Annotated in this window: 17 protein-coding genes; 11 read left to right on the forward strand and 6 right to left on the reverse strand. The window is 71.0% G+C overall.

Annotation, left to right across the window (positions count from 1 at the left end; all coding sequences use genetic code 11):
- The 3 genes from KUF83_RS28400 to groL all read left to right on the forward strand — a co-directional run.
- Positions 1 to 596 (forward strand): polysaccharide deacetylase family protein (locus tag KUF83_RS28400; RefSeq protein ID WP_254644518.1); only part of this gene is annotated, 596 nt, incomplete at its 5' end.
- Positions 597 to 860: 264 nt separating this feature from the next.
- Positions 861 to 1,169: a co-chaperone GroES gene (gene groES, locus KUF83_RS28405; RefSeq protein WP_037688098.1), complete on the forward strand. Its 309-nt coding sequence runs from the start codon at positions 861 to 863 to the stop codon at positions 1,167 to 1,169.
- Positions 1,170 to 1,289: 120 nt separating this feature from the next.
- Positions 1,290 to 2,915: a chaperonin GroEL gene (groL, locus tag KUF83_RS28410; protein ID WP_217457825.1), complete on the forward strand. Its 1,626-nt coding sequence runs from the start codon at positions 1,290 to 1,292 to the stop codon at positions 2,913 to 2,915.
- Positions 2,916 to 3,013: 98 nt separating this feature from the next.
- Here groL and KUF83_RS28415 read toward each other — a convergent pair whose 3' ends face one another.
- The 3 genes from KUF83_RS28415 to KUF83_RS28425 all read right to left on the reverse strand — a co-directional run bounded on the left by KUF83_RS28415 (position 3,014) and on the right by KUF83_RS28425 (position 5,499).
- Positions 3,014 to 3,721 (reverse strand): ester cyclase, encoded by a 708-nt coding sequence (locus KUF83_RS28415; RefSeq protein ID WP_217457826.1) that lies wholly within the window; start codon positions 3,719 to 3,721, stop codon positions 3,014 to 3,016.
- Between the two features lie 126 nt (positions 3,722 to 3,847).
- Positions 3,848 to 4,621, reverse strand: coding sequence for an SDR family oxidoreductase (locus KUF83_RS28420; RefSeq protein ID WP_217457827.1), 774 nt, complete (start codon positions 4,619 to 4,621; stop codon positions 3,848 to 3,850).
- 185 nt (positions 4,622 to 4,806) lie between these two features.
- Positions 4,807 to 5,499 carry an MOSC domain-containing protein gene (locus KUF83_RS28425; RefSeq protein ID WP_217457828.1) on the reverse strand — a complete coding sequence of 231 codons (693 nt, stop codon included), beginning with the start codon at positions 5,497 to 5,499 and terminating at the stop codon, positions 4,807 to 4,809.
- Between the two features lie 79 nt (positions 5,500 to 5,578).
- Between KUF83_RS28425 and KUF83_RS28430 the strand changes: the two genes are divergently transcribed.
- Positions 5,579 to 6,475: a LysR family transcriptional regulator gene (locus tag KUF83_RS28430; protein WP_217457829.1), complete on the forward strand. Its 897-nt coding sequence runs from the start codon at positions 5,579 to 5,581 to the stop codon at positions 6,473 to 6,475.
- 133 nt (positions 6,476 to 6,608) lie between these two features.
- Here the strand turns inward: KUF83_RS28430 and KUF83_RS28435 are convergent, their stop codons facing one another.
- Positions 6,609 to 6,932, reverse strand: coding sequence for a WhiB family transcriptional regulator (locus KUF83_RS28435; protein ID WP_217457830.1), 324 nt, complete (start codon positions 6,930 to 6,932; stop codon positions 6,609 to 6,611).
- Between the two features lie 380 nt (positions 6,933 to 7,312).
- On the opposite strand from KUF83_RS28435, the gene KUF83_RS28440 reads away from it, so the two are divergent.
- From KUF83_RS28440 to KUF83_RS28455, 4 genes are all read left to right on the forward strand, one after another.
- Complete coding sequence (locus KUF83_RS28440; RefSeq protein WP_003948568.1) at positions 7,313 to 7,924, forward strand: response regulator transcription factor; 612 nt, start codon at positions 7,313 to 7,315, stop codon at positions 7,922 to 7,924.
- A gap of 271 nt (positions 7,925 to 8,195) precedes the next feature.
- Entirely contained in the window at positions 8,196 to 8,783 is a 588-nt protein-coding gene (locus KUF83_RS28445; RefSeq protein ID WP_217457831.1) for a sigma-70 family RNA polymerase sigma factor, read from the forward strand.
- Positions 8,784 to 9,244: 461 nt separating this feature from the next.
- Positions 9,245 to 10,750 carry an IMP dehydrogenase gene (gene guaB, locus KUF83_RS28450; protein ID WP_217457832.1) on the forward strand — a complete coding sequence of 502 codons (1,506 nt, stop codon included), beginning with the start codon at positions 9,245 to 9,247 and terminating at the stop codon, positions 10,748 to 10,750.
- 126 nt (positions 10,751 to 10,876) lie between these two features.
- Positions 10,877 to 12,001: a GuaB3 family IMP dehydrogenase-related protein gene (locus tag KUF83_RS28455; protein ID WP_217457833.1), complete on the forward strand. Its 1,125-nt coding sequence runs from the start codon at positions 10,877 to 10,879 to the stop codon at positions 11,999 to 12,001.
- 169 nt (positions 12,002 to 12,170) lie between these two features.
- Here KUF83_RS28455 and KUF83_RS28460 read toward each other — a convergent pair whose 3' ends face one another.
- A complete protein-coding gene (locus KUF83_RS28460; RefSeq protein ID WP_217457834.1) occupies positions 12,171 to 13,376 on the reverse strand; it encodes a nucleotide sugar dehydrogenase in 1,206 nt (401 codons plus the stop codon).
- 272 nt (positions 13,377 to 13,648) lie between these two features.
- On the opposite strand from KUF83_RS28460, the gene KUF83_RS28465 reads away from it, so the two are divergent.
- Positions 13,649 to 15,355 (forward strand): glycerol-3-phosphate dehydrogenase/oxidase, encoded by a 1,707-nt coding sequence (locus KUF83_RS28465; RefSeq protein ID WP_217457835.1) that lies wholly within the window; start codon positions 13,649 to 13,651, stop codon positions 15,353 to 15,355.
- Positions 15,356 to 15,600: 245 nt separating this feature from the next.
- Here the strand turns inward: KUF83_RS28465 and KUF83_RS28470 are convergent, their stop codons facing one another.
- A complete protein-coding gene (locus KUF83_RS28470; protein ID WP_217457836.1) occupies positions 15,601 to 16,878 on the reverse strand; it encodes a serine hydrolase in 1,278 nt (425 codons plus the stop codon).
- Between the two features lie 178 nt (positions 16,879 to 17,056).
- Here KUF83_RS28470 and KUF83_RS28475 point away from each other — a divergent pair, with 178 nt between their 5' ends.
- A complete protein-coding gene (locus KUF83_RS28475; RefSeq protein ID WP_217457858.1) occupies positions 17,057 to 19,174 on the forward strand; it encodes a serine/threonine-protein kinase in 2,118 nt (705 codons plus the stop codon).
- A gap of 154 nt (positions 19,175 to 19,328) precedes the next feature.
- The gene (locus KUF83_RS28480; RefSeq protein WP_217457837.1) at positions 19,329 to 22,094 is read left to right on the forward strand and encodes a protein kinase; all 2,766 of its coding nucleotides are present in this window, start codon (positions 19,329 to 19,331) and stop codon (positions 22,092 to 22,094) included.
- Positions 22,095 to 22,217: the final 123 nt, after the last annotated feature.

Genomic DNA, 22,217 nt, shown 5'->3' on the forward strand with positions numbered 1-22,217 from the left:
CCGCACCGGGCCCGCCCGGGCGGCGGTCCGCCGCACGTGCGGCCGAACCCGGCCTGCCGCCCGTCGTGGACCGCGTCCCGACCCGCGACAAGGTCGTCTTCCTGACCTTCGACGACGGCGCCGAGAAGGATCCGCGGTTCGTCGACATGGTGCGTGAACTGCGGCTGCCGGTCAGCGTGTTCCTCACGGACAGTGTCGTCGGACCGGGGTACGCGCACTTCGGCCGGCTGCGCGCGGTCGGCGCGAGCGTGCAGAACCACACCCTCGACCATCCGTACCTGCCGAGCCTCCCGTACGCGGGCCAGCGGGCCGAGATCTGCGGCCAGCAGGAGAAGATCAAGCAGCGCTTCGGCATCCGCCCCACGCTCTTCCGCCCGCCCTACGGCGCCTACGACGACGACACCCTGCGCGCGGCGGCCGCCTGCGGAGTCGCCGCGATCGTCCTCTGGCGTGAGGCGGGTCCGCTCCGCCCGGGCGACATCCTCCACTGCCCCGAGGGCCGGGGCGGGGCGAGCCTGACGCGGGCGACGACCGACCTCCTGAAGCGCGTCCAGAGGGCGGGCTTCACCGTGGCGCGCCTGGAGGACTACCTGTAGAGGGCTGCCGGGAGAAGGGCCGGCGGCGCGGTTCTCAGGGGGTGCGCTCCCCGCGTTCCGACCCGCCGAGGACCCCCTGTCCGCCGACGTCGACTGGCACTCCGCTTGACCGAGTGCTAATCGCAGTCATAGTCTCGGCTCTGGCACTCACCACAGGAGAGTGCCAATAGCGACGGGCAGGTCCGGCACCCGCGACGACGGATCCACCTGGTCGCCACCTCAGACAGTTAACCCCGTGAGATCTCCGAAGGGGGAGGTCGGATCGTGACGACCACCAGCTCCAAGGTTGCCATCAAGCCGCTCGAGGACCGCATTGTGGTCCAGCCGCTGGATGCCGAGCAGACCACGGCCTCTGGCCTGGTCATCCCGGACACGGCGAAGGAGAAGCCCCAGGAGGGCGTCGTCCTTGCCGTTGGCCCGGGCCGCTTCGAGAACGGCGAGCGCCTGCCGCTCGACGTGAACACCGGCGACATCGTGCTGTACAGCAAGTACGGCGGCACCGAGGTGAAGTACAACGGCGAGGAGTACCTCGTCCTCTCGGCTCGCGACGTGCTCGCGATCATCGAGAAGTAATTCACCCGGTTTTACCAGCATTGCAGTGAACTGCGCCCCTGGCCCCAGCGAAGCATGAAGCCGGGCGTCGGGGGCGCAGTTCGTTTCACCCACGTTTTCCGAGAGGGCTGAACCGCTCCCATGGCGAAGATCCTGAAGTTCGACGAGGACGCCCGTCGCGCCCTCGAGCGCGGCGTCAACAAGCTTGCCGACACGGTCAAGGTGACGATCGGCCCCAAGGGCCGCAACGTCGTCATCGACAAGAAGTTCGGCGCCCCCACCATCACCAACGACGGTGTCACCATCGCCCGTGAGGTCGAGGTCGACGACCCGTACGAGAACCTCGGCGTCCAGCTGGTGAAGGAGGTGGCGACCAAGACCAACGACGTAGCGGGTGACGGTACGACCACCGCCACCGTGCTGGCCCAGGCGCTCGTACGCGAAGGCCTGAGGAACGTGGCCGCCGGTGCGTCCCCCGCCCTCCTGAAGCGCGGCATCGACGCCGCCGTCGCCGCGGTCTCCGAGGAGCTCCTCGCGACCGCGCGCCCGATCGACGAGAAGTCCGACATCGCCGCCGTCGCCGGTCTGTCCGCCCAGGACAGCCAGGTCGGCGAGCTCATCGCCGAGGCGATGGACAAGGTCGGCAAGGACGGTGTCATCACCGTCGAGGAGTCCAACACCTTCGGTCTGGAGCTGGACTTCACCGAGGGCATGGCCTTCGACAAGGGCTACCTGTCGCCCTACATGGTGTCCGACCAGGAGCGTATGGAGGCCGTCCTCGACGACCCGTACATCCTGATCCACCAGGGCAAGATCGGCTCGATCCAGGACCTGCTGCCTCTCCTCGAGAAGGTCATCCAGTCCAACGCCTCGAAGCCGCTGCTGATCATCGCCGAGGACGTCGAGGGCGAGGCCCTGTCGACCCTGGTCGTGAACAAGATCCGCGGCACGTTCAACGCGGTGGCCGTGAAGGCCCCCGGCTTCGGCGACCGCCGCAAGGCCATGCTCGGTGACATCGCCACCCTCACCGGCGCCACGGTCATCGCTGAGGAGGTCGGCCTCAAGCTCGACCAGGTCGGCCTGGACGTGCTGGGCTCCGCCCGCCGCGTGACGGTCACCAAGGACGACACGACGATCGTCGACGGCGGCGGCAACAGCGCCGACGTGGCCGGCCGTGTCAACCAGATCAAGGCCGAGATCGAGTCCACGGACTCCGACTGGGACCGCGAGAAGCTCCAGGAGCGCCTCGCGAAGCTGGCCGGCGGCGTGTGCGTGATCAAGGTCGGCGCCGCCACCGAGGTGGAGCTGAAGGAGAAGAAGCACCGTCTCGAGGACGCCATCTCCGCGACCCGCGCCGCGGTCGAGGAGGGCATCGTCTCCGGTGGTGGCTCCGCGCTCGTCCACGCCGTGAAGGTCCTCGAGGGCAACCTCGGCAAGACCGGCGACGAGGCCACCGGTGTCGCCGTCGTCCGCAAGGCCGCCGTCGAGCCGCTGCGCTGGATCGCCGAGAACGCCGGCCTGGAGGGTTACGTCATCACCTCCAAGGTCGCCGAGCTCGACAAGGGCCAGGGCTTCAACGCCGCGACCGGCGAGTACGGCGACCTGGTCAAGGCCGGCGTCATCGACCCGGTCAAGGTCACCCGCTCCGCCCTGGAGAACGCCGCCTCCATCGCCTCCCTGCTGCTCACGACCGAGACCCTGGTCGTCGAGAAGCCGGCCGAGGAGGAGCCCGACGCGGGCCACGGCGGCCACGGCCACTCCCACTAGGAGCATTCGCCCGGACGGTACGTCCGGGCAGGCGCCCCGCGAAGGCCCGGCACCCCGTCTCGGGGTGCCGGGCCCTCGTGCTTCCGGGACCCGCCCGCTCAGATCTCCAGCTGGTCCAGCACTCCGAGCTGGGCCATCAGCCCCAGCCGGTCGTACTGCCACCAGCCCTCGGCGATCCTGCCGCTCTCGTCGAACCGGTGGATGTTCGTGCCGGTCATGGTGACCTGTCTGCCGGTGGCCGGAATCCCCATGAAGTCGCCCTTGTGGGTGCCGCTCCAGGTCCAGCGCGTACAGACCCGGTCGCCGTCGGCGATCTGGTCCTCGATGGTGAACGCGAGGTCGAATCCGGCCTGCCACATCTCGACCTGGCGGCGCATGGCGTCCCTGCCGATCACGTCCTGCTCGCTGGACGGATCGTGGTCGTGGTAGTTCTCGGCGACGATCTCGTCCCACGACGGCAGCGCGCCCTTGCCGGAGATCAGCCCGTAGAGATTGCGTACACCGGCCCGGTAGAGCCGCTCGTCGCGTACCACGTCCAGATCGGTGAACGTCGGCATCTCGTCGCAGAGCGCCACCATGTCCCGGAAGATCCTGTCCGTCTCGGGAAGGTTCGAGTTCCGCATCGCGTCCTCGTACGAGGGGAACTCCACGATCTCGATGAAGTGCGACGCGTCCGAGCGGTCCTTGCCGATCACACTGTGCGTCGCGGTCCGCTTGCCCTTGGTCTGCTCGACCCAGGTGTCCATCAGCCGGTTCATCTCGTCGAACCGGCTGGTCTTGCAGTCGATCAGCTGTACGAATGTCATGGCGCCGCCCTCCGACCCCCCATGTCCGGTGGAATACGCCCATATTAGTGAAAATCCCCTCCGCCTGTCGGTCGAAGGGGATTCACCGGAGCCACCGCCGGACAGGGCCTAACGGCACCGCCGGGCTCACTTCGGCCCGTACTTGCGGCCCGTCCTCGAACTGATCCCGCCGAGCAGCCCCCGCGGGGTCACCTTCACCACGCCCATCATGACCTTGTAGCGCGGGTCCGGAACGGACAGCGTCCTGCCCCGCGCCAGGTCGGCGAGCGCGGACGTGACCAGCTTGTCGGCGTCCAGCCACATCCAGTTGGGGATGTTGTCCGTGCCCATCCCGGCCCGCTCGTGGAACTCCGTCCGGACGAACCCGGGGCACAGCGCCATCAGCCGCACACCACTGCCGGCCAGGTCCTTCGCCGCCCCCTGCGTGAACTGCACGACCCACGCCTTGGACGCCCCGTACGTGCCGCGGGGCAGGAACGCGGCCACCGACGCCACGTTGACGACGCCCCCGCGCCCGCGGGCCCGCATGGCATCGGTCGCCGCCGAGGTCAGCCGCAGCACCGCCTCGCAGTGCACCTTGAGCATCTTCAGCTCGTCCGCCATGGGGACGTCCAGATAGACGCCCTTGTTGGCGAAGCCCGCGTTGTTGATCAGCAGGTCGACCGCGTGCTTGCGGTCCGAGAGGCGGGCGGCCACCGCCTCGATGCCGTCGTCCGTCGCCAGATCCGCGGTCAGCACCTCCGCCTCGATGCCGTGCCGGTCGTGCAGTTCCGTCGCCTGCTCGCCGAGCCGCTTGGTGTCACGCGCCACCAGCACGAGGTTGTGGCCGTCGGAGGCCAGCCGCCGCGCGAAGGCGGCACCGATGCCCGCGGTCGATCCCGTAATCAGAGCCGTTGTCATGGCCCAAGGTTAGTGACCTGGCTCATGCTCTCCGTGCGGCGAGTGACCCGAAAGAGCACCCGTCCGTTGTCCCTTCCCCACAACCGCGAACTGCCCTGCGGTCCCCGGCTTTCGGGGCAGGGCACGGGACGGGCGCCGGGGCGAAGCGTCCGGACCGGCCTCGCCGCCGAGGCGGAACACCGGCGTCACCGCCGCCCGTTCACCCCATTCGCCCCGCCGTACTTCTCGACGTACTTCCGCGCCACCTCCCGCGCCTCCGGGTGCAGGGCGTCCCCCGCCGCCAACACCCTTGGCAGCAGCGTCCGTTCGAGTGTGACCGCGCGGAACTGGAAGGCGGCCGTCACCTCGTGGTCCGGCCGGTGCACGATCTCGACCGGATCGCCCGCCCGTATCTCCCCGGGCTCGATGACCCGCAGGTACGCGCCGGACGCGCCCTTCCGCGTGAACCGCCTGACCCACCCCTTCTCGCCCAGGTGGCCCTGGAAGGTGAGGCAGGGGATGCGCCCGGACGTGACTTCGAGCACGACGTCGGAGCCGACCCGCCAGCGCTCCCCGATCTTCGCGCCGGACACGTCGATGCCCTCCGTCGTGAGGTTCTCACCGAACATGCCGCTGGTCAGAGTCCGTCCCAGCTCGCGCTCCCAGTCGTCCAGGTCCTCGCGCGCGAAGGCGTAGACCGCCTGGTCGTTCCCGCCGTGGTGCCGCCGCTCGCACACGGAGTCCCCGGCGAGACCGCTCCCGCCGACGCCCTTGGGTCCGGGCGCCGCCACCCGCACCGGGCCGTCCACCGGCCGCTTGTCGATCCCGGTCACGCCCTCGGCCTGGTCCGTGTAGCCGACGGCCTTGGGTCGGCCCAGGTTCACAGAGAGAAGCTTCATGGCGGCACGCTAGGCGATGCGAGCCAAAGCGTCGATGCAATATTCATCGCCATATCCAAGAATCGCTTATGCTCGAAGGGTGATCGAGGCCCGCCATCTGCGCGTCCTGCGCGCCGTCGCCGCCACCGGCTCCTTCTCGGCGGCGGGGCGCGAACTGGGCTGCACCCAGCCCGCCGTCAGCCAGCAGATGAAGGCTCTCGAAGCCTCCGTCGGCACCCCGCTCCTGATCCGCACCGGCCGCGAGATGCGCCTGACCCAGGCCGGTGAAGCCCTGGTCCGGCATGCCGCGGGCATCATCGCCGGCCTCACCGCCGCGGAGGAGGAGGTCGCCGCGATCGCGGGCCTGCGCGCGGGCCGGGTGCGCCTGGTCTCGTTCCCCAGCGGAAGTTCCACGCTCGTACCGACCGCGCTCGCCGCCCTGCGCGCCGCGCACCCCGGCACGCGCGTCTCCCTGGAGGAGGCCGAGCCGCCGCGCTCCGTCGGGATGCTGCGTGAGGGCGACTGCGACGTGACGCTCGCCTTCCGGTACGAGGGCGCGGCGGGCGCCGAGGAATGGGACGACCTGGTGGTCCGCCCGCTGCTCACCGACCGGCTCGTCGGTCTGGTGCCGGAGGGGCACCGGCTGGCCCGGGCGGGATCGGTCGCCATCGGCGAGCTCGCCGACGAGCCGTGGATCGCCGGCTGCCCCCGCTGCCGGGGCCAGCTGGTGGAGGTCTGCGAGAGCGCGGGCTTCACACCACGCATCGACTTCGCGACCGACGACTATCCGGCGGTGGTCGGTCTGGTCGGCGCCGGTCTCGGGGTCGCCGTCCTGCCGGAGCTGGCCATCGAGTCCGTACGCCCCAAAGGTGCACGCACAGTGACGGTGGAGCCCGCGCTGCGGCGGGAGATCGTCGCGCTCACGCTGCCGGACCTGGCCCAGGTGCCCGCGGTGGCGGCCACTCTGGACCAGCTGGCCAGGGCCGCGGCCCGCTGAGCGCCGTACGGAACCGGCGCGCGGGCGATCGTGCTCCGTCGGGGCTTTCAGGGCCCCTGTGGGGCGAGAGGTATGCCGTGGGGGACGAAAAATAGGCGCACGCGTGCGCGTGCCTGTTCGCAGGAACGTTCCTTCAGTTGTGGGACGGGTCGCCTCCGCTCGACGCCGAGACCAGGCGGTTGCGCGCCCGTCCCATGAGTTCCTCGCGCTCGTCCTCGGTCAGCCCGCCCCACACTCCGTACGGCTCGCGCACCGCCAGGGCGTGGGCCGCGCACTCGGCTCGCACCGGGCACCTCATGCAGACCTCTTTGGCCGAGTTCTCACGAGCGCTCCGTGCCGCACCGCGCTCGCCCTCCGGGTGGAAGAAGAGCGAGCTGTCGACCCCGCGGCAGGCCGCGAGGAGCTGCCAGTCCCACAGATCCGCGTTCGGTCCGGGAAGGCGGGAGAAATCTGCCATTGCGTTGTCCCCTTGTAGCCGTTTTGGTCGGTTACGTGCCCATGACCGTACATCTACGATCTAAGGAGATGAAAATATGACTCATTGCGAATCTAGCCTCAGACACCAGGAAAGGGGAAGAAAAGCGGCTAAATGGGGCATGGCTTGTGATGAAAGCTTGAGGGTCTGTTGTGGGTGTCTGCACCGTGTCCGCCCCCTCACGTAGAGTGCCGAACGTGGCTCGCGGCCCCGTAACTCTTTCGAGTGACCGTCGTTGAGAGTGCGAGGCGGTTGAAAGAACAAGCGCTCGGGCAAACGTCCGAGGCGGTCGACCGCACAGGTGACGATTTCGTACCAGCCTGGAGGCTCAAGGTGACGCGCATCAGCTGCGGAGGACGGCCATGACATCCGTCCTCGTCTGCGACGACTCCCCGCTTGCCCGAGAGGCGCTCCGCCGCGCGGTGGCGACCGTGCCCGGCGTAGAGCGCGTGACCACGGCGGCCAACGGCGAGGAAGTCCTCCGCCGCTGGGGTGCCGACCGTTCGGACCTGATTCTGATGGACGTACGCATGCCCGGTCTGGGCGGCGTGGAGACGGTCCGGCGGCTGCTGTCCGCCGACCCTGGTGCGCGCATCATCATGCTCACCGTCGCCGAGGACCTGGACGGTGTCGCACTCGCGGTCGCCGCCGGTGCCCGCGGCTATCTCCACAAGGACGCCTCCCGCGCGGAGCTGCGTGCCACCGTCACCCAGGCCCTCGCCGACCCGACCTGGCGGCTCGCCCCGCGCAGACTGCGGTCGGCCGAGATGGGCGCGGCGCCGACGCTCACCGCGCGTGAGATCCAGGTCCTGGAGGGCATGAGCCACGGACGGTCGAACGCGGAGATCGGCCGTGAGCTGTTCCTCTCCGAGGACACCGTCAAGACGCACGCCCGGCGGCTCTTCAAGAAACTCGGCGCCTCGGACCGCGCGCACGCGGTGGCGCTCGGGTTCCGATGGGGCCTGGTCCGCTAGGTGAACCGCCGCGGGGGTACGGGTGTCCCCGCCCGCCGGAGGGCGGGCGGGGCCGGGCCCGACGGGAGATCGAACACGGCCTTTCGGGCGTCCGATCCCCGTTTCCCGGCGGATGCCGCATCCTTGAGGTGTGGAGTTCCTCGGGAACGAGTCGGTCGAGCGGGAGGGGAGGGCGCAGGAGATGAGTTCCGGCGCACCTGCTCATAACGCTTCGGTGCACAACTACGGACGCGGTGCCACGGACAGGACGACGCCAAGGCACCATGGACCGATGCGTGACGACGATGCGGCTCATGCCCACGGGGCGATCGGTTCGCTCGTTCATCGCGCGGTCGACGGAGACGAGCAGGCCACGCACGATCTGCTCGCGCATGTCCATCCCCTCGCGCTGCGCTACTGCCGCACCCGGCTGTCCCGACTTCCGGGTGACGCACGGCACTTCGTGGAGGACCTGGCGCAGGAGGTCTGCGTAGCGGTGCTGCTCGCGCTGCCGCGCTACAAGGACACCGGGCGTCCCTTCGAAGCCTTCGTCTTCGCCATCGCCGCACACAAGGTCGCCGATCTGCAGCGTGCCGCGATGCGCCATCCCGGCTCGACGGCCGTGCCGTCGGACGAGATGCCCGAGCGGCCGGACGACTCGCTCGGCCCCGAGGAGCGTGCCCTCCTCAGCAGCGACGCCGAGTGGGCGAAGAAACTCATGGCCAACCTCCCCGAGAACCAGCGGGAACTTCTCCTGCTGAGGATCGCGGTGGGGCTCACGGCCGAGGAGACCGGACAGATGTTGGGAATGTCACCCGGCGCGGTCCGGGTCGCCCAGCACCGGGCCCTCAGCCGTCTCAGGGCGCTGGCCGAGCAGTAGCCGGGTCTCCCTCGCGGATGCCGTTCCCTCGCGGGGCGGTGTTCCGCCGGGGCCCCGGACGAGGCGGCACCCGCCGGACGGCGACGAGCCCGCCGTGGCGCAGCAGTAGCGGCGTCGAAGTCAGCGGTCGCACCACGCCCTGTCGCCGCGCGCTCTCACCCCGCCCTCTCACCTCTGCCGGGACGGCGCGCGATGCACGGGCCGGAGCGTCGGCAGGACATCTTCCGTCAAAGTTTTCCTCACCCGCGGGCGACCTGCGAGAGGCTGGGGGAGGTGGCGGCGGCGGACGGAGAGCCGGTCGCGGCCCCGCCTCCCGGGGCTCGGCGCGGGATGAACGGCGAAGGCCGTCCGCCCGTACGAACCTACGAAGCCCAGGGGTGCCCGTAACCGTGGAATGAGAGAGCCATGCTTCCCGTTAGCATGGACATCCGCACCGATCAAGGCCATTTGGGGAAGGTGTCATGACTGCAAACGTCGACGGAGTGCCCGAGAAGTTCGCGACACTCGGGCTGACCTACGACGACGTGCTGCTGCTGCCGGGCGCATCGGAAGTGCTGCCGGGCGCGGTCGACACCTCGTCGCGCATCTCCCGCAACGTGCGGGTGAACATCCCGCTGCTCTCGGCGGCCATGGACAAGGTCACCGAGTCGCGCATGGCGATCGCCATGGCCCGGCAGGGCGGCGTCGGCGTGCTGCACCGGAACCTGTCCATCGAGGACCAGGTCAACCAGGTCGACCTCGTCAAGCGCTCCGAGTCCGGCATGGTCACCGACCCGATCACGGTCAATCCCGACGCCACGCTCGCGGACGCCGACGCGCTGTGCGCCAAGTTCCGCATCAGCGGCGTCCCCGTCACCGACGGCAACGGCAAGCTCCTCGGCATCGTCACCAACCGCGACATGGCCTTCGAGAGCGACCGCTCCCGCCAGGTGCGCGAGGTCATGACCCCGATGCCGCTGGTCACCGGCAAGGTCGGCATCTCCGGGAACGACGCCATGGAGCTGCTGCGCCGCCACAAGATCGAGAAGCTTCCGCTGGTCGACGACGCGGGCATCCTCAAGGGCCTCATCACGGTCAAGGACTTCGTCAAGGCCGAGAAGTACCCGAACGCGGCGAAGGACGCCGAGGGCCGTCTCCTCGTGGGTGCCGCCGTCGGCGCCAGTCCCGAGGCGCTGGAGCGGGCCCAGGCGCTCGCCGAGGCCGGTGCGGACTTCCTGATCGTCGACACCTCGCACGGGCACAACAGCAACGCCCTCAACTGGATGGCGAAGATCAAGTCGAGCGTCGGCGTCGACGTGATCGGCGGCAACGTGGCCACCCGGGACGGCGCCCAGGCGCTGATCGACGCCGGTGTCGACGGCGTCAAGGTGGGCGTGGGCCCCGGCTCCATCTGTACGACCCGCGTGGTCGCCGGCATCGGTGTCCCGCAGGTCACCGCGATCTACGAAGCCGCCCTCGCGGCTCGTGCCGCCGGCGTCCCGGTGATCGGCGACGGCGGTCTGCAGTACTCCGGGGACATCGGCAAGGCGCTGGCCGCCGGTGCCGACACGGTGATGCTGGGCAGCCTGCTCGCGGGCTGCGAGGAGTCGCCCGGAGAGCTGCTCTTCATCAACGGCAAGCAGTTCAAGTCGTACCGCGGCATGGGTTCCCTCGGGGCCATGCAGTCCCGCGGCCAGGGCCGGTCGTACTCGAAGGACCGCTACTTCCAGGCCGAGGTGGCCTCCGACGACAAGCTCGTGCCCGAGGGCATCGAGGGCCAGGTGCCCTACCGCGGCCCGCTGGGCAACGTGCTGCACCAGCTGGTCGGCGGCCTGCGCCAGACCATGGGCTATGTGGGCGCCGCCTCCATCGAGGAGATGGAGACCAAGGGCCGCTTCGTCCGGATCACCTCCGCGGGCCTCAAGGAGAGCCACCCGCACGACATCCAGATGACGGTCGAGGCACCGAACTACAGCCGAGGCCAGTAGCCGTAAGCGTGCTCCACGCGCGCGTGGAGCACGCCCGAGGGCGGTACCGGAGGCTCCGGGACCGCCCTTGTCGTATGCGTCGGGGATACTGGAACGCGCAGAACCGAAGAGGGAAAGGCCACACACGTGACTGAGATCGAGATCGGGCGCGGCAAGCGCGGCCGCCGGGCGTACGCCTTCGACGACATCGCCGTCGTCCCGAGCCGCCGTACGCGAGACCCGAAGGAGGTCTCGATCGCCTGGCAGATCGACGCCTACCGCTTCGAGCTGCCTTTCCTGGCCGCCCCGATGGACTCCATCGTCTCCCCGCAGACCGCCATCCGTATCGGCGAGCTCGGCGGCCTGGGCGTCCTGAACCTCGAAGGCCTGTGGACGAGGTACGAGGACCCGCAGCCGCTTCTCGACGAGATCGCGGAGCTGGACTCCGAGACCGCGACCCGCCGCCTCCAGGAGATCTACTCGGCTCCCATCAAGGAGGAGCTGATCGGGCAGCGCATCAAGGAGGTGCGCGACTCGGGCGTGGTCACCGCGGCCGCGCTCTCCCCGCAGCGCACCGCCCAGTTCTCCAAGGCCGTCGTGGACGCCGGTGTCGACATCTTCGTCATCCGCGGTACGACGGTCTCGGCGGAGCACGTCTCGGGAGCCTCCGAGCCGCTGAACCTGAAGCAGTTCATCTACGAGCTGGACGTGCCCGTCATCGTCGGCGGCTGCGCCACGTACACGGCCGCCCTGCACCTGATGCGTACGGGCGCGGCCGGTGTCCTGGTGGGCTTCGGCGGCGGCGCCGCCCACACCACGCGCAACGTCCTGGGCATCCAGGTCCCCATGGCCACCGCCGTCGCGGACGTGGCGGCGGCCCGCCGTGACTACATGGACGAGTCCGGCGGTCGGTACGTGCACGTGATCGCGGACGGCGGCGTCGGCTGGTCCGGCGACCTCCCCAAGGCCGTCGCCTGCGGTGCCGACGCCGTGATGATGGGCTCCCCGCTCGCGCGCGCCACCGACGCGCCCGGCAAGGGGCACCACTGGGGCATGGAGGCCGTCAACGACGAGCTGCCGCGCGGCAAGAAGGTCGACCTCGGCACGGTGGGCACCATCGAAGAGGTCCTCGCCGGCCCCTCGCACATCCCCGACGGCTCCATGAACTTCTTCGGCGCCCTGCGCCGCGCGATGGCCACGACCGGCTACAGCGAGCTCAAGGAGTTCCAGCGGGTCGAGGTCACGGTGGCGGACTCGCAGCACAAGCGCTGACACCGCGCTCCGCCCGAGCGGACGAAAAGGGGCCCGGCCACTGGGTGGCCGGGCCCCTTCGCGTGTGCGAGTGGCCCGGTGGGGCGCGCTTCTGGCTCCGTCAGCGGGCGGTGGGCCGCCGAAGGAGACGGCTGTCGCGGGCTCCGGACGGTGAGCGGCCGCCCCTTGTTCACAACCGGTGCGCCGCCCCCGTGGGAGTGACCCCACGTGTGTCCAGGAGGAGCTGGGCCTTCACCGACAGGCCCTGCAGGTCGTAGGTGCGGTGCTGCTGGAGCAGGATCGTCAGGTCCGCGTCGGCCGCCGCCTCGTACAGGGAGTCCACGCGCGGGACCGGGCGGTCGAGGATGCCCCAGGACGGGACGTGCGGGTCGTGGTAGCTGACGGCCGCGCCCAGTTCCATCAGGCGGGTCGCGATCTCCTGGGCGGGTGAGCCCTGTTGGTCGGCGTGGTCGGGCTTGTAGGTGATGCCGAGGAGCAGCACGCGCGCGCCGCGGGCCGACTTGCCGTGTTCGTTGAGGAGGGCGGCCGCGCGCTGGATGACGTACTGGGGCATGTGGCTGTTGACCTGCTGTGCCAGCTCGATCATGCGCAGCGAGCGGGTCCGCGGGCCCGCGAGGTCCCGGGGGACGGCGTGGCCGCCGACGCCCGGGCCGGGGCGGAAGGCCTGGAAGCCGAACGGTTTCGTCTCGGCGCAGCGGATGACGTCCCACAGGTCGACGCCCAGGTCGTGGCAGAGCACCGCCATCTCGTTGACCAGGGCGATGTTGACGTGCCGGTAGTTGGTCTCCAGGAGCTGCACGGTCTCCGCTTCTCGTGGTCCACGCGCGCGTACGACCTTGTCGGTGAGGCGGCCGTAGAAGGCGGCGGCCGACTCGGTGCAGGCGGGGGTGAGACCGCCGATGACCTTCGGGGTGTTGGCGGGACCGTGGTCGCGGTTGCCGGGGTCGACACGGCTGGGCGAGTACGCCAGATGGAAGTCGCGCCCCGCACGGAGCCCCGAACCCTCTTCGAGGAGCGGACGGAGGAATTCCTCGGTCGTACCCGGGTACACGGGGGACTCCAGGATCACCGTGGTGTGCGGGCGCAGGTGTGCGGCCAGGGTGCGGGCGGCCGCGGCCACCTGCCCCAGATCGAGCGCCCCGTCCGCGCCGCGCGGGGTCGGAGCGCAGATGACGGCGGTGCGTACGCGGCCGAGTTCGCCCGGGTCGGTGGCCGGCCGGAAGCCCGTGGAGAGCATCCGGCGCAGGTCGGCGGCGGCCAGTGGAGCGGGGTCGCCGCACTCGTAGCCGAGGGTGGGGATGCCGGTGGTGGCGGCGGCCTGGGCCAGGGGCAGGCCGAGCTGGCCGAGGCCGATGACGGCGAGATCTGCGGGCATGGCGGTGGGCCGTCCTTCCCTGTAGCCGGAGTGGGACGAGGGCGCAAGCCCTGTGGACAGAACGGGCGAGCGCAATGTCAGACTAGGAGTAAATATGACCGATATGCGGGATTGTTCGGTTGTGTTTCTCCGGAAGTCACCGAGAGATATCCACAGGCGGACGGCCGGTGGTGGCCGATGGCGGGCAACGCGGTCAGAATCTGGGCATGGGGGATGTGAGCAGGGCCTCGCCGGACGGGTGAGCCCAGCGCGACGGACAGCGGGAGGCAACGGTGAGGACAGCGACACTGGGACCGGCGGAGCGCGCCGAGTCACTCGCGGGCATGGCCGAGCGCGAGCTGGATGTGCTGGTCGTGGGAGCGGGCGTGGTCGGCGCGGGAACCGCCCTGGACGCCGTGACCCGCGGCCTGTCCACCGGCCTGGTCGAGGCGCGTGACTGGGCGTCGGGCACGTCGAGCCGGTCGAGCAAGCTGATCCACGGCGGCCTGCGCTATCTGGAGATGCTCGATTTCGCGCTCGTACGGGAAGCGCTGAAGGAGCGTGGGCTCCTGCTTGAGCGGCTCGCGCCACACCTCGTGAAGCCCGTCCCTTTCCTGTACCCCCTGCAGCACAAGGGGTGGGAGAGGCTGTACGCCGGCTCGGGCGTCGCGCTCTACGACGCGATGTCGATGGCGCGCGGGCACGGACGCGGCTTGCCCACGCACCGTCACCTGTCACGGCGTCACGCGCTGCGCGTCGCTCCCGCACTGAAGAAGGACGCCCTGGTCGGAGCGCTGCAGTACTACGACGCCCAGATGGACGACGCCCGCTTCGTGGCGACCCTGGTGCGCACGGCGTCGGCGTACGGCGCGAAGGTCGCCAACCGCGCGCGGGTGACCGGGTTCCTGCGCGAGGGCGAGCGTGTGGTCGGCACCAAGGTCCAGGACGCCGACGGAGGCGGGGAGTACGAGATCCGCGCCAGGCAGGTCGTCAACGCCACCGGCGTGTGGACGGACGACACCCAGGCGATGGTCGGTGAGAGGGGACAGTTCCACGTCAGGGCGTCCAAGGGCATCCATCTGGTCGTACCGAAGGACCGGATCCACTCCACGACGGGGCTGATCCTGCGCACCGAGAAGTCCGTGCTGTTCGTCATCCCGTGGGGGCGGCACTGGATCGTGGGCACGACGGACACCGACTGGGACCTCGACAAGGCGCATCCGGCGGCGTCCAGCGCCGACATCGACTACCTGCTGGAACATGTGAATGAAGTGCTCGCGGTGCCGTTGACACGCGACGACGTCCAGGGGGTGTACGCGGGACTGCGGCCGCTGCTCGCCGGGGAGTCGGACGCCACGAGCAAGCTGTCCCGCGAGCACACCGTGGCGCATCCGGTGCCGGGGCTCGTGGTCGTGGCGGGCGGCAAGTACACGACGTACCGGGTGATGGCCAAGGACGCGGTGGACGAGGCGGTGCACGCCCTCGACCAGCGGGTCGCGGAGTGCGTCACCGAGGACGTTCCGCTGATCGGCGCCGAGGGCTACCGGGCGCTGTGGAACGCGCGAGCGAGGATCGCCGCACGGACCGGACTGCACGTGGTGCGCGTGGAGCACCTGCTGAACCGGTACGGGGCACTCGCCGAGGAGGTGCTCGACCTCATCGCCGCGGACGCCTCGCTGGGCGAGCCGTTGCCGGCGGCCGAGGACTATCTGCGCGCCGAGATCGTCTACGCCGCCTCGCACGAGGGGGCGCGGCATCTGGACGACGTGCTGACGCGGCGCACGCGCATCTCGATCGAGACCTTCGACCGGGGCACCCGCAGCGCACGGGAGGCCGCCGAGCTGATGGCGCCGGTCCTGGGCTGGGACAAGGACCAGATCGAGCGCGAGGTCGAGCACTACGAGAAGCGGGTGGAGGCGGAGCGGGAGTCGCAGCGGCAGCCGGACGACCTGACGGCCGACGCCGCCCGGCTGGGCGCGCCGGACATCGTGCCGCTGTAGGGATTGCAGCCGTTGGAGGTGCTCCGGGCGCCGTGGGCGGTGCCGGAGGCAGGGAAGTGCGACAGGGCCCGAGTTCGTGCGAGCGCGACTCGGGCCCTGTCGGCTTCCCCCGGCGAGGGCCCGAGGGCGAGAGACGAGGGGCCAGCGGTGAGTGGTGAGTGGTGAGTGGTGAGGTGAGGGTGAGGGTGAGGGTGAGGGTGAGGGCCGAGGGTTCAGGGGCGACGGCCGGTGCAGACCGGCGGGTGTCACCCGAACGAGTGTCCTGACCTGGGATCTCTGCTCGGAACCCGCTCGTTCCAAGGGGTGCGGGGGCAGAACTCGGCGGCGAGCAGGGCGGGTTCGACGGAGGGGTCTGCAATCGCGTCCGTGTTCACGCGGAAGGTGAGGACGTGGCGGCCGTCGGATGTGGCGGCGGTCCGGACGTAGCTGCCGGTGATGCGGCCGTTGTGTCCCCACACCGTGGCGCCGCACGGAAGCTTCACGGAATAGAGGCCCATGCCGTACGAGCCGTGTGCGGTGCGGGTGTCGAGCATCTCGCGCAGTTGGCGGGGCGGCAGCAGATCGCCGCGGAGCAGGGCCGCGTAGAAGCGGTTCAGGTCGGCGAGCGTGGTGACCAGTTCGCCCGCCGCGCCGGCCACGCGGGGGTCCAGGTCGGTGACATCGGTTCCGTCGGCGGAGTAGGCGCGGCCGTGGGGTTCGGGCAGCGCGTGACGGCTGCCGGGGAAGGAGGTGCCCGTCAGTCGGAGCGGAGTGATGAGGCGCCGCTCGGCCTCGGCGGCGTATGAGCGGCCGGTGACCTGCTCGACGACCATGCCGAGCAGTACGTAGTTGGTGTTCGAGTACGCGAAGCGGCCGCGGTCGGCCGAGGGATGGGTGAGTGCGATGCGTACGGCCTGAGCAGGCGTGAGGGGGACGGCCCCCGCGGTGTCGGCGGTGAAGTCGGCGAGCCCGCTGGTGTGGGTGAGCAGGGCCCGCAGGGTCAGGACGCGACCGTCGTTGCCGGCGCCGCGCACCAGGCCCGGCAGGTGGGCGTCCACCGAGTCGGACAGCGACAGGCGGTGCTCGGCGGCCAGTTGCAGCACGACCGTCGCTATGAACGTCTTGGTGATGCTGCCGGCGCGAAAGTGGTCGGAGCGGTGGAGGGAGGTTGCGGTGGGGGAGCCGGAGACGGGGCGTCCGGTGCGGCGCGGACTCGCGGACGCCGGGCTGTCGGCGGGTGTGTTGCCCGCGGCGCCGTTCGTGCCGCCGTCCTCCACGCCCTCAGCGATGCCGTTCGTGGTGCGGGGTCCGGTGCCGGGGACGGTCCTCGGTGTTCCCGCGTTCGCGAGGGCTTCCGCGTGGGTGAAGCGGGAGTTGGCCCCCTCGTCGGCCAGCAGGGCCGCGGCGGGGACCTTGCCTTCGGTGACGAGCCGGGCGAGTGCGGTGTCCAGAGCAGAGGGCGCGGGCGCCGCCGAGGAGACGGAGTTCAGGCCGAGGAGGGCAAGGGACAGGGAAAGAGCCTGCAGCGTCCTCAGCGATGGCATCGAGATCCCCCTCGTCGCAGCTCATCATGGGGGACGGTCCGGGCCGGGCGGCGGTCGGGGGCCGGATGAAGGGCGGCTCGGGGAAGGAATGCCTCCGCGAAGGGCACCCGGGGCATCGGCCGGTGGCCGGGTGGGGGACAATGGAGGCTCTGTCAGGGCGGGTTGCATGAGGGGACGCATGTCGGAGGCGGAGCGGGCGGGAGCATCCCGTCAGGACGAGAGTGAACGTCTCCTCGCCGGGCGGTACCGGCTGGGAGGAGTCCTCGGCCGCGGCGGCATGGGCACCGTGTGGCGAGCCGAGGACGAGACACTGGGCCGTACGGTCGCCGTGAAGGAACTGCGGTTGCCGCCGCGCATCGACGAGGACGAGAAGCGGCGGCTGATCACCCGCACCTTCCGTGAGGCCAAGGCGATCGCGCGGATCCGGAACAACAGCGCGGTGACCGTCTTCGACGTGGTCGACGAGGACAACCGGCCGTGGATCGTGATGGAGCTCGTCGAGGGCAAGTCCCTCGCCGAGGTGATCCGCGAGGACGGGCTGCTCACGCCGAAGCGCGCGGCCGAAGTGGGGCTGGCCATCCTCGACGTGCTGCGTTCGGCGCACCGCGAGGGCATCCTGCACCGCGACGTGAAGCCGTCGAACGTGCTCATCGCCGAGGACGGCCGGGTCGTGCTCACCGACTTCGGTATCGCCCAGGTCGAGGGCGATCCGTCGATCACCTCGACCGGCATGCTCGTGGGCGCGCCCTCGTACATCTCGCCGGAGCGGGCGCGAGGCCACAAGCCGGGCCCCGCGGCCGACCTGTGGTCCCTGGGCGGCCTGCTGTACGCGTCGGTGGAGGGCGTGCCGCCGTACGACAAGGGGTCCGCCATCGCGACGCTCACCGCGGTGATGACGGAGCCGGTGGAGCAGCCGAAGAACGCGGGGCCGCTGGAGAAGGTCATCTACGGGCTCCTCGTCAAGGACCCCGAGCAGCGGCTCGACGACGCGGGCGCGCGGGCGATGCTCACCGAGGTGATCCACGCGCCCGAGCCCAAGGACGACGAGCCCGAGCCGGCGGACGCGACGAAGGTCGTGCCGTTGCCGGACCTCCCCGTGCCGAGCCCGTCCAAGAAGGCGGGTCCGGGCGGCAGGAAGAGTGAGGAGCCGGGAGACCGGCTGCGTGGGGCGCTGCGCTCCGTGCGGAAGGGGAAGGGCGCCGGGGCGGCCGGCGCTGCCGCGGCGGCCGGTACCGCGAAGGCCGTCGACGGACAGGCGGAGGCGAAGCCCGGCAAGGAGGCCCCGGCGGCGGACGCCTCCGTGGCTTCCGCGTCCCCGGCCGATTCCGGCTCCGGGGATGTCGCTCGGTCCGGTTCCGCCGCGGCCCCGGCGGGGGCCGATGTGCCGGGCTCCGCGAAGGGACGGGACACTGCTGCCTCCGGGGTGAACTCCAGTGCGGTGGTTGGTAGTTCGAGTGCTGGCGGTAGGCCGGGGGGTGCCGGGGAAACGCATCCGCGAACCGTCGCGCCGAGGGCACCGCTCACCGATGTCGTGTCCCGGCGGACGATGCTGATCGTCGCCGTCGTCGTGGCGCTTGCCGTGCTGGGCACGATTCTCACCGTCACGCTGAGTGGCGGTGGCGACTCGGGTACCAAGGACAACAAGGGCGGCGACGACAAGTCGACGTCCAGCGGGGCGGGCGCGGGAAGCGGCACCAAGCAGGACGAGAACAGCGGCACGGAGACGGACGGCGACGAGAAGCCGGACGCCTCCGGCGGGGGCACGGCCAAGGAGAACCCGCCCAGCGCGAGCGCTTCCGGGGAGTCGGACGGATCGGGTGGTTCGAGCGGGTCCGAGGGCGGCTCCGGTGGCGGTTCGGCCGACGGAGTCGTGTCGACGCACAAGGACGGGCAGGGGTTCTCGATCGGGTTGCCCAAGGGCTGGAAGTTCCAGTCGACGAGCGCTGCCGGTGCCCGGTTCTCCGGGCCCGACGGGCAGAAGCTGCTGGTCGGCTGGACCACGACGCCCAAGGACGACCCGGTGGCCGACTGGAAGAACCAGGAGCAGTTCATGCGGCGGCCGCAGTACCAGCGGATCCGAATAGAGAAGGTGGACTACCGCGGCTGGAACACGGCCGACTGGGAATTCACCTACGTGGAGGGCGGCACCAAGTACCGGTCCATAGACCGTGGTTTCGTCGTCGACGACAACCTCGGATATGGCCTCATGTACACCGCGAAGGCCTCGAAATGGGACACCGGTCTTCGTAAAGACACGTGGCGGACGCTGACGAAGTCGTTCGAACCGAAGTCCTGAGGGGCACGAGACAACTGAGATCTCGTATCTCCTCACTGTGGGTTGCCTCCGGCACGTATCGTGAGTGGTTGCGGACCGTACGCAGGCACAACTGCAGCCACAACGGGACGCATGGCGAACGGAATTGACCAACCGGGCGGCCGGGGGAGGCTTCGTGGACGACTATGCGGGACGGGTACTCGCCGACCGTTACCGCCTGCCGCTGCCTCCGTCCGACGAGTTCGAGCTCGCCGAGACGCGCGCCTTCGACACCTACAGCGGGCAGGAAGTCCTGGTCCGTCAAGTGCCGCTGCCCGAGGTCGTCGAGGCGGAGGTGCTCGACGCGGACGGGCTGCCCGACGGGTTCGTGGCGCGGGACGCCGGTGTGCGGCGGCCGGCCGCGCGGACCACACGGCGGCCCACCGAGCCCGCCGTGCGGCGGGCGATCGAGGCCGCGCAGGCCGCGGCGCGCATCCCCGACCACCCCCGGCTCGACCAGGTCTTCGACGTGTTCGCCGAGGGCGGGTCGTTGTGGATAGTGAGCGAGCTGGTGCCCTCGCGGCCGCTCGCGGCGCTGCTCGCCGAGCGCCCGCTGAGCCCGTACCGGGCCGCCGAGGTTGCCTCCGACGTGCTGACGGCCCTGCGCGTGCTGCACGCGCACGGGTGGGTGCACCGGAACATCACCGCGCGCACGGTGCTCGTCTGCGACGACGGGCGGGTGATGCTCACGGGGCTCGCCTCGGGAGCCGCGGAGGAGGCGCTGTGCGGGTACGACCCCGTGCCGGCCGCCGACGGCGAAGGTGACACGGACGGCCCCGGAGCGGCCGGCGGTCCGCCGGACCCGGCAGGGCCAGCAGGTGCGGCAGGCGCGTCCGGGCAGATCGGACGGCATGCCCCGGCCGGCCACTTCGGTCAGGCCGGTGCCGCCGGGCGGTCCGGTGCGCAGGCGGTGCCCGGCGCGCGTGGGCCGGAGGGCGGCGGCCGTGCCGCGGTCGAGGCCGTGCGCGGTGGCGGCGCGTTGCCTGTCACGCAGGCACAGTCGCAGGCCTCGGACATGGCGCAGCGGGCGATGGACGCGGGCGGGGACGTACGGGCCGCGCGGGCCGGTGCCATCGCCGCCTACCGCGCGGGCGCACGGGCGGCGGCCCGCGTACAGGAGGAGCAGCGGGGCGGCCGGAGCCCCGCGCTGCCCGCTCCGCGGTCCGCCGGGAGCGATACGGAGGCCGGGCCGATCACCGGGCAGATCTCCGGACAGGGGATGGAGCACACGTCGCCGCCGGGGCAGATCGCCGACCCGTACAGGGTGGGCCTGCCGGGCGCCTGGCACGGAGCGGCGCCGCGCGGCGGTGCACCCGGGGCCGGAGGCAACGGGCAGGACCGCTCGCCCGCGCTGCCGGGCGGCCGCACCAGCGGCACCGGCGGCACCGGCGGCAACGGAAACGACGTACCGGGCCGCGGCGACACGGGGTTCCAGGGGCGCGGGACGGGCCTGGTCCACGAGGGGAACGGCAACACGACCGGAGGCTGGGCGACGGAGACCGCCGCGCACGGTGCCGGGTACGGGTCGCCGGCCGACGGCACGTCCGCGGACCCGGGCACGGGCACGGGCGAGGCTCCCACCGGGTGGAGCCGGCTCACGCCCGCCCATGCCCCCGCGGCCCGACGAGGACCGGCCACGGCGCTGGCGGCGGAGCGGGCCCGGCAGGCGCGGATGGCCGTCGTGGGGCCCGTCACCGAGCGCTGGGCGCCCGAGCAGGCCGGCCCCGTGCACGAGAACTGGCAGCTGGCGGCACCGATCGGTCCCGCGACCGACCTCTGGGCGTTGGGCGCGCTGCTCTTCCGCGCCGTCCAGGGCCACGCGCCCTACCCCGAGGAGAACACCGCGGAGCTGGTCCAGCTGGTGTGCGCGGAGCCGCCCGCGTTCGCGGAGGAGTGCGGTCCGCTCCGGCCGGTCGTCGAGTCGCTGCTGCGCCAGGACCCCACCGATCGGCTGGACTTCGAGGAGCTCCGGGGCTGGCTGCGTTCGCTGGTGCGGTCGGCGCCCGAGCCGGAGGCCGGCACGTACGTCGTCGCCGCGCCGCCCATGGACCCGACCCGGCTGCCCGTCGTACGCCGTCGGGGCGAGCTCGTCCGCAGGCGCCGCGCCGGGCTGCCGGACACCAGTCCGCACGGCCGTCACAAGCGGGCCAAGCAGGGCAAGGAGGTCAAGCCCCGCCGGCTCGGCCGCACCCTGCTTCTGCTGATCCTGCTCGCCATGGCCGCCGCCGTGGCGTACGCCGTGGCCTTCATGCCCAAGAGCGACTCCGGCGGTGAGCGCACCGGTTCCGCGGGAGACGTCGCCGGCCCCACCCCCGGTCACTCCGCGGACACCGGCACCGGCACGGACGGGAACAAGGGCAAGGACCCGCAGGACGAGAAGTCGCCGAGCAAGGACAGCAGCCCGTCACGCTCGTCCAGTTCGACGACCCAGACGACCGGACCGGAGCTCCCGCAGGGCTTCACGCTGCGCAAGGACACCGAGGGCTTCCGCGTGGCGGTCGCCAACGGCTGGGAGCGCACCGGGAAGAACGGACGCGGTCAGGTCGTCTACTCGCACGGCGACTTCGAGCTGCTGGTCGTACCAGGACGGGACACGACCGGGGAGTACGGCACCGATCCGATGGCCTACCAGCGCGAGGAGGAGCGCGAGTTGCAGCCGTTCCGCGACTCGACGTGGGCCACCTCCAGCGGGATGCGGCGGATCGACGTGGGCGGACGGGCCATGGCCGAGGGGCAGTTCACCTGGCAGGACTCCGCGGGCCGCGAGGTCTTCGTACGGAACCTCGCGATGATCGTCGACGGGCGGTACCACGTCGTGCAGGTGCGCGGCCCGGAGGCCGAGCGGGACGAGGTGACGCGCCTGTACGAGCAGGCGTCGTCGACGTACCAGGCCACCGGCTGACGTGCCGTTCGGGTGCGGCCAGTGACTGACGCGTCCGGCTGATGGGTGTCTCTGATGTGACGTCATGACACTGTCCGGCCCTGAAGCTTGTGCCGCCATCACGTCGACTCGGCAGAAGGCACG

This window comes from Streptomyces sp. BV286 (genome assembly GCF_019090165.1).
GTDB lineage: Bacteria > Actinomycetota > Actinomycetes > Streptomycetales > Streptomycetaceae > Streptomyces.